This is a genomic window from Anaerotignum propionicum (assembly GCF_024461735.1).
Taxonomy (GTDB): domain Bacteria; phylum Bacillota; class Clostridia; order Lachnospirales; family Anaerotignaceae; genus Chakrabartyella.
In genome coordinates this window covers 423,867-438,168 of sequence record NZ_JANGAD010000002.1, presented here as the reverse complement: position 1 = coordinate 438,168, position 14,302 = coordinate 423,867, and the positions used below count along the sequence as shown (strand labels likewise).

Below are 14,302 nucleotides of genomic sequence, written 5' to 3'. Positions count from 1 at the left end.
TTGATTTTATCATACATTGCGTCTATCATATCCAAAATTTTTCAGCAAAAAGTCACTGTCTCGCCAATCCTTTTTCACCTTTACCCATAGCTCTAAATAAATTGGTGAACCCAACAACCTCTCCATATCTCTTCTGGCCAAAGAGCCAATTTTTTTCAACATAGCTCCTTGCTTGCCAATAATAATCCCTTTATGGGAATCTTTTTCACAATAAATGGTTGCTTCTACATCAACCATATTTTGCCCTTCACGCTTTTTCATAGACATAATTTCCACTGCGATACCATGGGGTATTTCATCTTGAAGAAGATAAAGAGCCTTTTCACGGACAATTTCTGATGCAATTTGGCGCTCAGGCTGATCGGTAACCATATCCTCAGGAAAATACTGAGGACCCTCAGGCAAATATTTTTTAATTACATCCATCAACGCGTCTGTATTACTTCCCTTCATTGCGGAGATGGGAACAACCTCCGCAAAAGTATATAGCTTACGATACGCCTCAATCACCTGCAAAAGCTTCTCCCGTTCAATGGTATCAATTTTATTAATGACCAAAACCACCGGCGTCTTTACGTTTTCCAGTCGGTCGATTACATATTGATCCATTTCCACAACCTTTTCCGTGGGCTCGATGAGCATTAAAACCAAGTCCACTTCATTAAAGGTATTCTCCGCAGAACGCACCATAAATTCACCTAGCTTATGCTTGGGCTTATGAATGCCAGGTGTATCCAAAAATACACATTGGAAATCTTCCTTAGTCAATATACTGGTTATTTTATTTCGTGTTGTTTGAGGTTTATGGGAAGTAATGGCAATTTTTTCCCCGATAAGGCAATTCATCAATGTGGATTTTCCAACATTGGGTCTGCCAATCAAAGTAACAAAGCCGGAATGAAATTTTTTCATGCTTGTCCCTCCGCATTTTCTGCTGCAATGTAAGCTTTATAATCTGCTTCCTTCACATCCCAATCCTTCTGCATATCCAATAAAATCATATATTGCAGCCAACGGTCATTTTTGGTGTCAATATCTTCTTGGGTTAAGCCCTTAATCAATGTTAATGCCTGATAATATTTCATGCCTGCTTCTGCAGTCATATACTCGGATTGCATACCCAGCACAACACAAATTTTGTTGGGCAGTGCATATCTTCTGATTTCTTCCTGCACTCCCTCTGTGCTTTTACCCATTTGGCGCATAAACTCCAGTGCATTTTTATAATGAATCATATATTCGCTTTCCTTGATTTTAACACGCTGTGCCTTCCAATTTTCCTCAATATACGCCACCACTTCTTCCATGGTTTTTGCGTTTGGTTTTAATGCCACATGGGCAAATTTATCTTTTAATGTATCCATTTTGCTTCCTCCTATTTTCTAAATAAATCGATTGCTTAAAATTAACGGGTAATATCCCTCAAAATCCTCAAAATATCTAGGGCTTGAACACGCAGTCTCATGCCCTGCTAGCAAAATAACTCTTGCGCAACACAAGCGGACAAGTTTCCAGCTCCTTGAAAAAGTGCATTTCCCCACATACTAAATTGATAAAAGGTGTAATGATAGCTTATGCTTCTACTTTTTTCGTTTCTATTATATACGGATTACCCATTTTCCACAAGCAAACAAAAGAAGACGGCTTGCACCCTAAGGTGAATCACATCACTTACTTCTAACAATTCCTCAGCTCGTCCCATCTTTTTCGGATTGCCTTCATATCCTCCCAAGCTGGGCGTTTCTTCTCTTCATCCCGCAAAAGTGCTGAGGGATGATAGGTGGCAATAAACTCGTAGCCCATTTTAGGGATCCATATTCCCCTTTGGCGTGTAATGCGAAAAGCAGGGTCAATGATTGTTGTTGCCGCAATTCTACCTAGGCAAACAACAATTTTCGGCTCAATTAATTTAAGCTGATACCTCAAATAATTTAAACAAGCTTCTTTTTCGTCATCATAGGGGTCTCGGTTCCCCGGTGGGCGGCATTTCACAATATTGGTGATATACACATCCTCCAAGGAAAGCCCAACGCTTGACAGCATTTTATCCAAAAGCTGTCCCGCAGGGCCAACAAAGGGCTGACCTTGTAAATCCTCCTGTTGACCCGGGCCCTCCCCGATGAACATAATATCCGCCTTTGGGTTACCCTTGCCAATCACCACATGACTGCGCAGTTCCCACAGTCTGCATTTTTTGCAATTATAACAAGCACCCTCTAATGTCTCCCAGCTCTTTTGAGCCATAACTCTCCCCCGCTTACTTTATGTCCTCACCACGAAAACCCATAGGCAATAATTCCTTAAGGCTCATTACCTTCATTCCCTCATGGTCACTATCCAAAATTACTTCTCCATCAGGCAAAAATTCATATAGTACTTGTCTGCAAATGCCGCAAGGCGCCGCATAGTCTCCCGAGCTGGCGACTATAGCTATTTTCTGGAATTCCTTCACACCTTCAGAAATCGCTTTTGTTATGGCTGTTCTTTCTGCACAAATGGTAGCACCATAGGATGCATTCTCCACATTACATCCCAGAAAAACCTCGCCGTTTTTCGCCAATAATGCCGCTCCGACTTTAAATTTCGAATAAGGCGCATAAGCCTTTTCCATTGCTTCCTTTGCCAATAAAACCAGTTCCCGATTTTCCATAAAAATCATCTCCTTATTCTCTTGGTATTCCTGCCTGATTCAGTATTTCCCTCTGCTTTGCAAACATTTCCTTCTCTTCTTCTTCCTCCATATGGTCGTAACCCAATAGATGGAGCATACTATGGGCGGTCAAAAAAGCAATCTCTCTTTTTAAAGAATGACCGTATTCCTCTGCCTGTTCACGGGCACGCTCTAAGGATATAATAATATCCCCCAAAAGCACCTCTTCCTTTTCATTCATATCTGGTGTTTCTCCCTCTTCAAATGTCAAAAGAGGGAAACTCAGAACGTCAGTGGCACGGTCAATGTCCCGAAACTGCCTGTTAATCTGATGAATTTCTTCATTATCCACTATGGATACACTGACCTCGCAAGGCATTTGAAACCCTTCATAAGCCAAAGAATCTATAATTATTTTTTCTATAGTTTGAGAAAGCTCTAAGGAAAAAGCCTCCTCTGTTCGATTATCAATCAGTATTGTCACGATCTTTCTCCTCTTTTTCCAAATCCGCCTTGCGGGAAGCCGCTTCGATTTCTTCTTTTTTCGGGTAGCTGACCCTCTCATGATACATCCCATGGAACACCTTCAAAAAAGCTTTTTGTATTTTAGCCAATTCATGAATGGCTAAACCACTGCGGTTTAATTGTCCATCATCCAGCTTGTCCTTAATCAGACCATAAATAGCCCCTTCTACTTCCTCTAAGGTCTTTCCACTGCCCAACATAGCACGAACAGCCGCTTCCACCGTATCCGCAAGCATTACCACTGCAGATTCTCTGCTTGTAGGAATAGGCCCATCATAGCGATAATCTGCTTCGTTTACATTTTCTGACCCATAAACCTTTAAAGCCTTAAAATAAAAATATTTTACCACCGTGGTACCATGGTGTTCCTTCATAATATCTAAAATAACCTTAGGCAGACCAAATTCCATTCCCATCTCCACGCCTGCCTTTGTATGCTGGGTGATGATGCGGGCACTGGATTTTGGTTCAATATCATCATGGGGATTATGTCCCGTCTGATTTTCCGCAAAAAACATGGGATATTTCAGTTTTCCCACATCATGATAGTATGCCCCAGCTCTGGCTAAAGCCGTATTTCCACCAATTTCATAAACCGCCGTCTCCGCCAAGTTCGCCACAATCAGACTATGGTGATATGTACCCGGCGCTTCAATCATTAGCTTACGCAAAAGCTCATTGTTGGGATTGGTCAATTCCAAAAGTCGTAAGGGGGTGTTTGCTTCAAACACACTCTCCCAAAAGGGTAAACTGCCCACAGCAACCACAACAGATATCAACCCTACCAAAGCACCAAAACCGCAAGCTATGATAAGCTGTGTTGTATACCCATCTCTGAAAAAAAGACCAACGGCAAACATTGTTACCAGGTTCACCACTGCCATACCCACAGCAACGGGCACAACAAAAGTGCGCTTCTCTGTTTTTTGAATCAGCAATGCACCGAAGGAACCACTGATTAAAGCATAGGATAAAAATTCCACATCGCCACTCACAATCATGCAGGCGACGATAGAAAAAAAGCAATTCATCAAAAGAGCCATGCGCCGTCCGATTAAAATACTGACAAGCATAGCAAACAAAGATAATGGAATTAAAGAATAGTAGGGAAGTAACGCCATAGCCTTGCTTAGAAGAATCATAATCACATATACACAAAATAGCATTCTAATTTCATTCTTCTTTAAAATAACAGTACCCTTATGCCATAGGAAAAATAGCCCCACTGCGCCAAAAAGCAATGCAACAATGGCACTGCTGCCTAAAAAAGGAAGAAGCCTTCCACCATTTTGTGAATGTCCAATGAGCTTTAAAGCAACCAATCTGTCGTAAATGTCTTGGGTAATAATTTCACCTTCATCAACAATCTTCTGATTTTTACGAATGCGAACCTCATTTACCTCTTTGCGCTTTTCATCCTTAATTGCCTCCATTGCCTCTTCATCCAAAACCAAGTTTGGATCCAATGCAGTGGAGACAATGGCATATGCCATGCCCTTTAAATCTTCACTCCAGGGGGTTGCACCAACCCCTTCTCTTACCTGTTCCTTTGCCTGCTCCAGCTCATCCGCGGAAAGCCCACCACTATAAATTTGGTTTAGCACTCCAACGCAGTCCTCTGCAAATAAAATACGGTTTGATAAAGGCATTATCTGATAGGCAGACAATTGACGATTGCTTAACACCACAGGCAACTTTAGGGATGCATCCTTTACCTTATGATAAAAGTCATCCCCATCCTTCATGTCCAATATTACTTCGTTTAGCTCTTGAAAAACATCATTGACTTGTTTTGTGCTATTCGCCTCAACTGTAATGTCATTTTTGTAAATTGGGCCGACACTATTTGCCGCCGCAGTTTGCAGTTTTTTTGTCGTTACCTCATCCACCGTATCCCTGGGTGCAACGTAGCGCTTTGTCGCCACATCCCCAACCTGAACAATTTCTTCGTATTTCCCATAGGGACTCATGCCAATGCAAAGCACAGTCAATACAAAAGCAAGCCCCAGCAAAACCCACTGGGGATATCGCTTAATATCTACCTCTTTTGTCCTTTTTGCCATCCAGATCACTCCGCTTCTTGGTCTCTAATTTCTCATATGCCAGAATGATTTTTTGTACCAACGGATGCCGCACAACGTCTTTATTGGTCAATGTTATCATACCAATTCCATCAATACCCGTTAGAATTTTGGTTGCTTCCATCAGCCCCGAACGCTTCCCTTCGGTTAGATCTATCTGTGTCAAATCCCCTGTGATAACCGCTTTTGAGCCATATCCAATACGGGTTAAAAACATCTTCATTTGCTCCGGAGTAGTATTTTGAGCCTCATCCAAAACAATAAAAGCATTGTCCAACGTACGGCCACGCATATAAGCCAAGGGGGCAACCTCAATGAGGCCTCGCTCCATATTTTTCAAAAAATTTTCTGAACCCATGATTTCATAAAGAGCATCATAAAGGGGTCTTAAATAGGGGTCTACCTTCTGCTGTAAATCTCCGGGCAAAAAGCCTAGCTTCTCCCCTGCTTCAATGGCAGGACGGGTCAAAATAATCCTGTTAACTTCATTGTTTTTGAATGCGGTAATCGCCATGGCCATAGCAAGATATGTCTTGCCTGTTCCTGCAGGACCCACGCCAAACACAACAGTATTATTTTTAATCAAATCTACATATTTTTTCTGTCCCAAGGTTTTTGGTTTTAAAGGCCTTCCATTTGCAGTAATACAAACCAAATCGTTGTAAACCTTTTCCACCTCTTCCAAGTTCATTTCCTCAGCGGCAGAAATAAAATAATTCAAATTTTGTTCAGTAATCTCTTCCCCTTTTCTTGCCAAGGCCGCAATGGAATTCATTACACTCCAAGCTTTATGGACGCTGCCTTCTTCCCCGCTGATTTTAATATCATCTCCACGGTTTACGATTTTAACGTCCCACTCTTTCTCTATTTTTCTTATATTTGCATCAAACTGCCCAAAAACAGGCAGCATCACCCTATTGTCCATTTGTATCGTTCGTTCCGTCTGTGCCATCTACGGCATCCCGCCCTTTCTCTGCTTTTCGTTTTTCATCAATTCTCTCTGTCAGCTCCGCTTGCCCCGTTGCCCGAACGCAATCGGTATACTCATCGTACTGCGCACTTATTTTTTCTATTTTACCATATACACTGACGCTTTGCTCCGTCTTTTTTCTTAGTATATCCTCGAGCTCCGCCTTTGCTTCATCAACAGTGCGGCTTCTTTTTTCAAGGGTGTATAGATTATATTGCTCTTTTTTTAAAGAAATAGGTATTTTAAAATCACCTAATGCTAAATCTTTTTCAAAAAGCACATCCACATCAGCTTCGCTATCTCCCAAAGTTGGACGAATAAAATCTGCATCTTGACCAAAAAAGCTTAAAACATGGTTGGTTTTAATGGCTCCGGTGTAAACCTTCTCATCATAAGAAAGAGGAAGCTCTTCCGTCAATTGCTGCCAAATTTTGGCCATAACCACGCCTTCCGCAGCCACATATTCCGTATGCTGTGCCTCACCTTCCAGCCCAATTAAAACCTCAGAGGAGATTAAAACATCCCCTTTTTTAACCACATCGCCCTCTTTCACTTTAGGTGTTCCTCTTTCTGCTGTAATTTTCAGTATAACACCATCGGTGTTTGCAATGATATCGCAAGGTGTTTCCTTATCCACCACTTCTGCTTTCTGAATGGTTTCTGCCACCTTAATGGTCACATCTGTGCCCTTTATTCCCACACTGACCCAAGAAATATCCGGAAACTGAATTAAAATGTCTTTTGTGATTTTCTCAGTATTAATGCCTCTCTTCCACGCAGCAGGCTTCAAACCCAACTCCTGACAATAGGTCAAAATATCTTCCTTCGCCACTCTTTCATTTCCTTCCACTTTAATAACCCAAATAAAGGATGAAAGAAAATATAACCCAATGGCAAATAGCAGTATCCCTGCTGTCAAAACCTGTCGACCATGAAAGCGTCGGATTTTTGCAGGAAACCCGCCGTATCCTTGCACCTCAAGCCTGCAACCGGTTTTTTCCGCACACATGGAAAGAGTATCCATACTTCCCATAGGTGCTTTTAAACGCACCCCAGCGCCTTTGGTTTCCACATCCCATAAATATACTCCACGATAAGAAAGCATATTCATAAACCGCTCTGCGGCAAAACCGTTTACTTTTATGATAACATATCCACGGAAATAATACCATAATGCCAGAAACAAAATCCTCACCCCATCAGGTCAAAAATTCCAAAGCAACCACCTTCCCCGTAATCACCAATACATCTGTGGTTAGCTGCTTTAGGCCCAAATCCTCCCCACGGATACATAAAGTGCCCGCCTTTGTACCAATGCGGATGCTTTCCTCCCCGTAAGTTAAAATCCCTTTATGATTTTCAATCGTGATTTCCTCTCGACCCATTAAGGAAATCAACGGTAAATCCAGCATGATTTCCTTTGGCAAGTCTAAAGCCTCAGACACGCCCCTTCGTAAATCCATAACTTATCACCATCCGAAAAACCGTTTGTTTACATTATGCTTAAAAACCCAAAGAAATACCTTGTCTGCCAATGTTGCAAGGCTTTCGTTATATTCCTGGATATAGATAACGACTCCACAATTATAAAATTTTACTAAATTATTAACACAAAAAAATAAAAAAGCACGACCTCTTTGGGAAAGAAATCGTACTTTATAAATAACCCTTGCTTGCCTTTGACTAAGACGTTTTGAAGCATAAACCATTGTCTCTATAGCTTCCCTCCATCCCACGAATGATTCACAAAAGCTTTTGCTCTTGCTTTTTCAAAAAAAGTGAGATTGGGCAAAATCCATGTATTCAACCATTTTATATAATTAGCCTAACAGTGCTCTATCACTAACAAATTCACTGCCGCTTGCCGCAGAGAATTTCTGCAATAAATCCTCCACCGTCAGCTTTTTCTTTTCCTCACCTTTAATATCCAGAATAATACGTCCATCACTCATCATAATCAAACGATTGCCATGGGCAATGGCATCCTTCATGTTATGGGTAACCATTAAGGCAGTTAAACCATGCTCCGCAATAATACGGTCAGAAAGCTCTAAAACCTTTGCCGCTGTTTTGGGGTCCAAAGCCGCTGTATGCTCATCCAATAAAAGCAGCTTGGGTTTTTTCAGCGTTGCCATCAATAACGTAAGCGCCTGTCTTTGCCCGCCGGAAAGCAGACCAACCTTTGCTCTGAGGCGTGTTTCCAAGCCCAAATCCAAGGTTTTTAAAAGCTCCTTGTATTCGCCTCTCTCCTTTTGGGTAATCCCCCAACGCAAACCTCTGGATTGACCTCTGCGGTAAGCTAAAGCAAGGTTCTCTTCAATTTCCATATCTGCCGCTGTTCCCGTCATGGGGTCTTGAAATACACGACCTAAATACAACGCCCGCTTATGCTCGGGAAGCTTTGTCACATTCACACCATCAATAATAATTTCACCACTGTCAATTGGCCACACACCGGAAATCGCATTTAGCATAGTGGACTTCCCCGCACCATTGCCACCGATAATTGTCACAAAATCCCCTTGTTCCAGTGTAAGATTCAGACCATTTAAGGCTTTTTTCTCGCTGGGCGAATTGGGATTGAAGGTTTTATAAATTTCCTTTAATTCAAGCATTTGCCTTCCCTCCCTTTTTTCCGTTCTTCACAAAATGCTGTCCTTTTAGATATGGCACTGCCAAGAATGCCGCTACAATCAAAGCGCTCACTAATTTTAAATCCGTTGTTTCCAAACCAAGCTGTAGCACAATGGTGATAACAACAAAATATAGAATTGCGCCAAAAATAACTCCCACCAAACGGAATGCAAAGTTATGAAAAATCTTACCGAATAAGACACCACCAATAATTACCGCCGCCAAACCGATTACAATGGCACCACGGCCCATGTTAACGTCAGCATTGCCTTGATACTGGGCATATAATGCACCTGCAACGCCCACTAAGCCGTTGGAAATCATCAGCCCGATTACCTTCATTACTTTTGTATTAATACCCTGGGCTCTGGACATGTTTTCATTATTTCCAGTAGCACGAATGCCTCGCCCCAGCTCTGTTCCAAAAAACCAATATAAGATTATGATTACAACGGCACAACAAATAGCTGATACCATAACTGCCTTGGGAATATCCCGCAAGCTCAAAATCAGGTTATATTTATCTACACTGATTGCCTGATTTGACTTCCCCATAATGCGCATGTTCACAGAATATAGACCCAGTTGGGTTAAAATACCCGATAAAATAGCAGGAATGCCGAACGCCACATGGAAAACCCCTGTCACCAATCCTGCCAGCATACCGGCCACCGCCGCACAGATTAACGCTATATAAGGATTATATCCTCCAAGCATCATCATTACCGCCACAGCACCACCGGTACAAAGACTTCCATCCACAGTCAAATCTGCATAATCCAAAACTTTATATGTAATATAAACCCCTATGGCCAAAAGCCCCCAAATAAGCCCTTGTGCCACTGAACCGGGCAATGCCTTCATCAAAGCCATCACATTCATCTCAATTCCCCCATTCCTTTTTTTCTCTTTGGCATGCTTTAGTAGAAAAAAGGGAGCGGTCAGTAATCTGCCCCGCTCTGCCTTTTATAATTTCAAATATTCTATTACTGAATTGCCTCAAAACCTTCAGGCATTGTGATGTTCAAAGCTTTTGCAATTTCTGCATTATATTTTGGAACAATATTATCGGATACAAATCCGATAGGTGTTGTTGCAGGGTCTCCACCATTTACCAAAATATCATATGCCATTTGACCAGCCTTCTGACCCAACTCATAGAAGCTAATGCTCAATGTTGCCAAGCCGCCAGATTTACACATGCCTTCTTCTCCTGCAAAAACAGGAATTCCGGCAGGTACCGTCACGTTTTTAACGATTTCCATATTGCTAGCCATGGTATTGTCTGTAGGAATAAATACAGTATCACATTCGCCGACTGCATTTGTGATAACAGCCTGAATTTCATTGGAATCTGCCGCTGTATATTCTTTAAATGCAATACCCGCTTCTGTCAATGCCTTTTGTGCCAATTCCGATTGGAAAATAGAGTTTGGCTCCGCACTGCAATACACAATTGCAACCTTCTTTGCATCGGGGCAAACCTTTTGCAATAATTTGATCTGTTCATCAATGGGTGTCAGATCAGAAACACCTGTAACATTTCTACCAGGTGCATCATTGGAATCAACAACCCCAGCTGTTTTAAAGTCTGTAACAGAGGTACCCACAATGGGAATCTCTGATGTAGCCGCTGCTGCAGCCTGAACTGCGCCTGTTGCATTTGCCATAATCAAATCAACATCATCAGAAACAAACTTTGTTGCAATGGTAGTACAGTTTGTGCTCTCTCCCTGGGCATTTTGCACATCAAAGGTTACGGAGTCCCCTAACAGCTCTTTCAGCTTATCCTGAAAGCCTTGGGTAGCCGCATCCAGCGCAGGGTGCTCCACCAACTGCATAATTCCCACTTTATAGGTTTTTCCTTCTGCACTTTCTTCTGCAGGCTTTTCAGCTTTATTTCCGCCACTACAGCCTGTCATAGAGATTACCATTGCGGCCATTGCAGTCGCAGCAACCAAACGCATTTTATTCTTTTTCATTATACCACTCCCCCAGAAAATGAACCGCTTGCTTTAATACACATATGCGGTTATGCATTAATTAATTAAAGCAATTATAACACGCTTAGGTTCAAAGTCAAGTAAAAACGTATTATTTTTCGTACAAAAAACTGGTTATTTCTAAAACATTTTTGACAAAAAGAAAAAGACCTGTCGGTATAAACCAACAGGTCTTTCAAATTATGCCTTGATTATTGATTGCCCTGGAGCATTTTCTTTACAAAACTGCCAACGATTTTGTTATCGGCCCGCCCAATTATCTTCGGTGTAATCACCGACATAACCTTACCCATTTCTTTAATGGAGGAGGCACCGGTTTCTTTTATGGCTTCTTCAACGATCGTCTGGATTTCGGTTTCGCTCAATTGCTCTGGAAGGTAACCCAACAAAATGTCAATCTCTTGATTGAGTTTTTCAAGTAGATCTGTTCTTCCGCTCTTCTCGAATTCGGGAAGGGAATCTCTTCTACTTTTCAGCTGCTTAGTGATTACTTCAATCACGCCGTCATCATCCAACTCGACTTTATTGTCCTTTTCGATCTGAAGGATGCCCGAACGGATCAGCTGAACTGTATCCTTTCGCACAGAATCCTTTTCTTTCATCGCAGTTTTTAAATCTGCAAAAAGTTGCTCTTTTAATGACATATCATCATCCCTCTTCGCCGTATAGAATTATTTGAATTTACGTTTTCTTGCGGCTTCGGATTTCTTTTTGCGCTTAACGCTGGGCTTGTCATAATGCTCTCTTTTGCGAACTTCGCCCATGATGCCATCTCTGGCACACGTTCTCTTAAAACGACGCAGTGCGCTGTCTAAGGATTCATTTTCTTTAACTTTTACCTCCGACATGAATTTCCCTCCCTCCAGATGCGAGATTCGGTTGTTGCCTATGATAAATGGGCGCCAGATTCGCCTTTCTACCATACATTTTAGAATTATACACAAAAAAGCAACACCCGTCAATATAAAGACCTTTATTTTTCTAAGAAAATATACAAGCCCTCTATATCTTCTGCAACGGTTTTAGGGAAACCTACTATATATTGATATCCGAAGCTATTTTTTTACTTTATTTGCTGTTTTTTCCTTTTCCGCCTCCAAAGGTGCTAAAATAACAATTCCCAAAGGAGGTATCTGAATTGAGACACTTTGGCTGTAATGATTCCATGGTACATCCTCAGAAAGAATTTCCCCATCATTTACTACACCACTGCCTCCAAACGCAAGCTTGTCACTGTTGAAAACTTCTTGAACCTTGCCCTTATTCGGTACACCCAAACGGAACTGGTTATGCAGATTGGGGGTGAAATTGCAAATGCAATAAACCTCTTTGTCCTCACTGCGACGTATGAAAGATACAACAGAAGCATCTTTGTCATCACAATCAATCCATTTAAACCCATGGGGGTCAAAATCCTCTTTCCAAAAAACCTCATTCTCTAAATAAAACTGATTCAGCTCACGTACATAGGTCTGCATATGCTGATGGTCTGCAAATTGCAATAAATGCCAATCCAAGCTTTTTGCTTCGCACCATTCATGATACTGACCGAATTCCCCGCCCATAAATAGTAGCTTCTTCCCGGGATGCCCGTACATAAAACCATAGGCAAGACGGAGATTTGCAAACCTCTGCCAATCATCCCCTGGCATTTTTCCAACCATGGAGCTTTTCTCATGAACAACCTCATCATGGGAAAGTACCAGCATGAAATTTTCAGAATAATGGTAAGCCATGCCAAAGGTCAGTCGATTATGATGATTTTTACGAAATAATGGGTCATTTTTAATATAAAACAGAAAATCATTCATCCAGCCCATATTCCACTTTAGTGTAAAGCCCAAACCGCCCTCTCTAGGATCCTTAGTAACGCCGGGCCATGAAGTAGACTCCTCTGCAATCATAAGTGCGCTGGGCTCTTTTTCCTTAATGATGGAATTCATGTGCTTAATAAATTCAATGGCCTCCAAATTTTCAGTCCCGCCATATTGATTTGGCGTCCATTCCCCCGCTTCCTTGCCAAAATCAAGGTAAAGCATAGAAGCCACAGCATCCACCCTTAATCCATCAATATGATATTCCTTCAGCCAAAACAAGGCATTGCTGATTAGAAAGTTACTGACCTCTTTTCTGCCATAGTTGAACATATAGGTTCCCCATTGCCTATGCTCTCCTCGACGGGGGTCTGCATGTTCATACAGTGCCGTTCCATCAAAACGTCCCAAACCAAAGGAATCCTTGGGGAAATGGGCAGGTACCCAGTCTAACAGCACCCCTATTCCGTTGCTATGGCAAGCATCCACAAAATACTTAAATTCATCTGGGGTTCCAAAGCGGCTGGTGGGCGCGAAATATCCTGTAACCTGATAGCCCCAGCTTCCATCAAAGGGATGCTCCTGCACAGGTAAAAGCTCAATATGAGTGTAGCCCATGTCCTTCACATAGCTGATTAGTTTATCTGCAAGTTCCGTATAGCTAAGAAACCGGTCGCCTTCCTCCGGTACTCTCATCCATGAGCCCAAATGCACCTCATACACATTCATGGGAATGGCATAAAGGTTTTTCTTGCTTCTGGCAGTCAGCCACCGTTTATCACGCCATTTATATTTTTTGGGGTTAAAAAGGATAGATGCTGTTTCGGGTCGAACCTGAGCGTATCTGCCATAGGGGTCAGCCTTATCCACAGGGGTTCCATCGCATTGTATAACATGAAACTTATACTGGTCATTTTCCATCAGCCCGGGTATAAAAAGCTCCCAAACCCCTGAAACCCCCAAACGACGCATGGGGTGGCGACGACTATCCCATTGATTAAAATTGCCAATGACACTTACACTTTTTGCACTGGGCGCCCAAACCGTGAAGGCGGCGCCCCTTGTCCCACCGTGGGTGATGAGCCGCCCCCCCATTTTATCATAAATTTCATAATGACTTCCCGCTCCAAATAAGTACCTGTCATATTCAGAAATGGTGGGCAAAAAGGAATAGGGGTCATAGCTTTGCCATGTAATGCCGCTGTTATTGGTATACTCCAGCATATAGCGAAACCATTCCTTGCGATCCCAAAGCAACACCTCGAAGAATCCATCCTCATGAATTTTTGTCATTGGGTACTGTTTCTTCTTATTTTTCATATCAATAACGGTAATTTTCTGTGCATCAGGTAAAAAGGCTCTTACGCCAACGGCAGTCTCCCCGTCAAGTTCAATTACGTGCATCCCCAGCACTCTATGAGGGTCGTAATGTTCGCCATTCACGATTTGAAATATATCATATAGCTCAGTTATTTCCATAAAATCAGCCCCCTTCTTTCTGTGCACCGTCATTTTATCCACCCAATTAGTCCACTTTATTATATACCACTTGTCCATTTGTTTCCATACAAAAATGCAGGCGTTTTCGACACCCCCAATAGAAATCTGACAAAAAAGAACCGTCT

15 protein-coding genes are annotated in these 14,302 nt (G+C 42.0%); all 15 read right to left on the bottom strand.

Features of this window, described 5'->3' with window-relative positions; all coding sequences use genetic code 11:
- Nucleotides 1-9 precede the first annotated feature (9 nt).
- The 15 genes from era to glgB all read right to left on the bottom strand — a co-directional run bounded on the left by era (nucleotide 10) and on the right by glgB (nucleotide 14,156).
- Entirely contained in the window at nucleotides 10-912 is a 903-nt protein-coding gene (era, locus tag NE558_RS04660) for a GTPase Era (RefSeq protein ID WP_066046983.1), read from the bottom strand.
- On the bottom strand, nucleotides 909-1,364 hold the full coding sequence (locus NE558_RS04655) for a hypothetical protein (RefSeq protein ID WP_256148746.1): 456 nt from the start codon (nucleotides 1,362-1,364) through the stop codon (nucleotides 909-911). The genes era and NE558_RS04655 overlap by 4 nt, the downstream gene beginning before the upstream one ends.
- A gap of 313 nt (nucleotides 1,365-1,677) precedes the next feature.
- Nucleotides 1,678-2,244 (bottom strand): uracil-DNA glycosylase, encoded by a 567-nt coding sequence (locus tag NE558_RS04650; RefSeq protein WP_256148745.1) that lies wholly within the window; start codon nucleotides 2,242-2,244, stop codon nucleotides 1,678-1,680.
- A 13-nt stretch (nucleotides 2,245-2,257) separates the two neighbouring features.
- Entirely contained in the window at nucleotides 2,258-2,659 is a 402-nt protein-coding gene (gene cdd / locus NE558_RS04645) for a cytidine deaminase (RefSeq protein WP_420314581.1), read from the bottom strand.
- 4 nt (nucleotides 2,660-2,663) lie between these two features.
- Complete coding sequence (ybeY, locus tag NE558_RS04640) at nucleotides 2,664-3,134, bottom strand: rRNA maturation RNase YbeY (protein ID WP_256148742.1); 471 nt, start codon at nucleotides 3,132-3,134, stop codon at nucleotides 2,664-2,666.
- Complete coding sequence (locus NE558_RS04635) at nucleotides 3,118-5,238, bottom strand: HD family phosphohydrolase (RefSeq protein ID WP_256148741.1); 2,121 nt, start codon at nucleotides 5,236-5,238, stop codon at nucleotides 3,118-3,120. The genes ybeY and NE558_RS04635 overlap by 17 nt, the downstream gene beginning before the upstream one ends.
- Nucleotides 5,207-6,208 carry a PhoH family protein gene (locus NE558_RS04630; RefSeq protein ID WP_256148740.1) on the bottom strand — a complete coding sequence of 334 codons (1,002 nt, stop codon included), beginning with the start codon at nucleotides 6,206-6,208 and terminating at the stop codon, nucleotides 5,207-5,209. Before NE558_RS04630 ends, NE558_RS04635 begins: the two co-directional genes overlap by 32 nt.
- Entirely contained in the window at nucleotides 6,171-7,412 is a 1,242-nt protein-coding gene (locus NE558_RS04625; protein ID WP_256148739.1) for a sporulation protein YqfD, read from the bottom strand. Before NE558_RS04625 ends, NE558_RS04630 begins: the two co-directional genes overlap by 38 nt.
- A 13-nt stretch (nucleotides 7,413-7,425) precedes the next feature.
- Nucleotides 7,426-7,689, bottom strand: coding sequence for a sporulation protein YqfC (yqfC, locus tag NE558_RS04620; RefSeq protein ID WP_066046967.1), 264 nt, complete (start codon nucleotides 7,687-7,689; stop codon nucleotides 7,426-7,428).
- A gap of 357 nt (nucleotides 7,690-8,046) precedes the next feature.
- Nucleotides 8,047-8,841 carry an ABC transporter ATP-binding protein gene (locus tag NE558_RS04615; RefSeq protein WP_256148738.1) on the bottom strand — a complete coding sequence of 265 codons (795 nt, stop codon included), beginning with the start codon at nucleotides 8,839-8,841 and terminating at the stop codon, nucleotides 8,047-8,049.
- The gene (locus NE558_RS04610; RefSeq protein ID WP_256148737.1) at nucleotides 8,834-9,742 is read right to left on the bottom strand and encodes an ABC transporter permease; all 909 of its coding nucleotides are present in this window, start codon (nucleotides 9,740-9,742) and stop codon (nucleotides 8,834-8,836) included. The genes NE558_RS04615 and NE558_RS04610 overlap by 8 nt, the downstream gene beginning before the upstream one ends.
- Nucleotides 9,743-9,846: 104 nt before the next feature.
- The gene (locus NE558_RS04605; RefSeq protein ID WP_256148736.1) at nucleotides 9,847-10,842 is read right to left on the bottom strand and encodes an ABC transporter substrate-binding protein; all 996 of its coding nucleotides are present in this window, start codon (nucleotides 10,840-10,842) and stop codon (nucleotides 9,847-9,849) included.
- Nucleotides 10,843-11,054: 212 nt separating this feature from the next.
- A complete protein-coding gene (locus NE558_RS04600; RefSeq protein WP_066046959.1) occupies nucleotides 11,055-11,507 on the bottom strand; it encodes a GatB/YqeY domain-containing protein in 453 nt (150 codons plus the stop codon).
- A gap of 27 nt (nucleotides 11,508-11,534) precedes the next feature.
- Entirely contained in the window at nucleotides 11,535-11,711 is a 177-nt protein-coding gene (gene rpsU / locus NE558_RS04595; protein ID WP_022255363.1) for a 30S ribosomal protein S21, read from the bottom strand.
- Between the two features lie 207 nt (nucleotides 11,712-11,918).
- Nucleotides 11,919-14,156: a 1,4-alpha-glucan branching protein GlgB gene (gene glgB, locus NE558_RS04590; protein ID WP_256148734.1), complete on the bottom strand. Its 2,238-nt coding sequence runs from the start codon at nucleotides 14,154-14,156 to the stop codon at nucleotides 11,919-11,921.
- Nucleotides 14,157-14,302: the final 146 nt, after the last annotated feature.

Excerpts from the sequence above, each read along its gene's own strand:
- glgB (WP_256148734.1), bottom strand. The coding sequence starts at position 14,156 with ATGGAAATAACTGAGCTATATGATATATTTCAAATCGTGAATGGCGAA.
- era (WP_066046983.1), bottom strand. The coding sequence starts at position 912 with ATGAAAAAATTTCATTCCGGCTTTGTTACTTTGATTGGCAGACCCAAT.
- NE558_RS04635 (WP_256148741.1), bottom strand. The coding sequence starts at position 5,238 with ATGGCAAAAAGGACAAAAGAGGTAGATATTAAGCGATATCCCCAGTGG.
- rpsU (WP_022255363.1), bottom strand. The coding sequence starts at position 11,711 with ATGTCGGAGGTAAAAGTTAAAGAAAATGAATCCTTAGACAGCGCACTG.
- cdd (WP_420314581.1), bottom strand. The coding sequence starts at position 2,659 with ATGATTTTTATGGAAAATCGGGAACTGGTTTTATTGGCAAAGGAAGCA.
- NE558_RS04615 (WP_256148738.1), bottom strand. The coding sequence starts at position 8,841 with ATGCTTGAATTAAAGGAAATTTATAAAACCTTCAATCCCAATTCGCCC.
- NE558_RS04600 (WP_066046959.1), bottom strand. The coding sequence starts at position 11,507 with ATGTCATTAAAAGAGCAACTTTTTGCAGATTTAAAAACTGCGATGAAA.
- yqfC (WP_066046967.1), bottom strand. The coding sequence starts at position 7,689 with ATGGATTTACGAAGGGGCGTGTCTGAGGCTTTAGACTTGCCAAAGGAA.
- NE558_RS04610 (WP_256148737.1), bottom strand. The coding sequence starts at position 9,742 with ATGAATGTGATGGCTTTGATGAAGGCATTGCCCGGTTCAGTGGCACAA.
- NE558_RS04605 (WP_256148736.1), bottom strand. The coding sequence starts at position 10,842 with ATGAAAAAGAATAAAATGCGTTTGGTTGCTGCGACTGCAATGGCCGCA.
- NE558_RS04655 (WP_256148746.1), bottom strand. The coding sequence starts at position 1,364 with ATGGATACATTAAAAGATAAATTTGCCCATGTGGCATTAAAACCAAAC.
- NE558_RS04630 (WP_256148740.1), bottom strand. The coding sequence starts at position 6,208 with ATGGCACAGACGGAACGAACGATACAAATGGACAATAGGGTGATGCTG.
- NE558_RS04650 (WP_256148745.1), bottom strand. The coding sequence starts at position 2,244 with ATGGCTCAAAAGAGCTGGGAGACATTAGAGGGTGCTTGTTATAATTGC.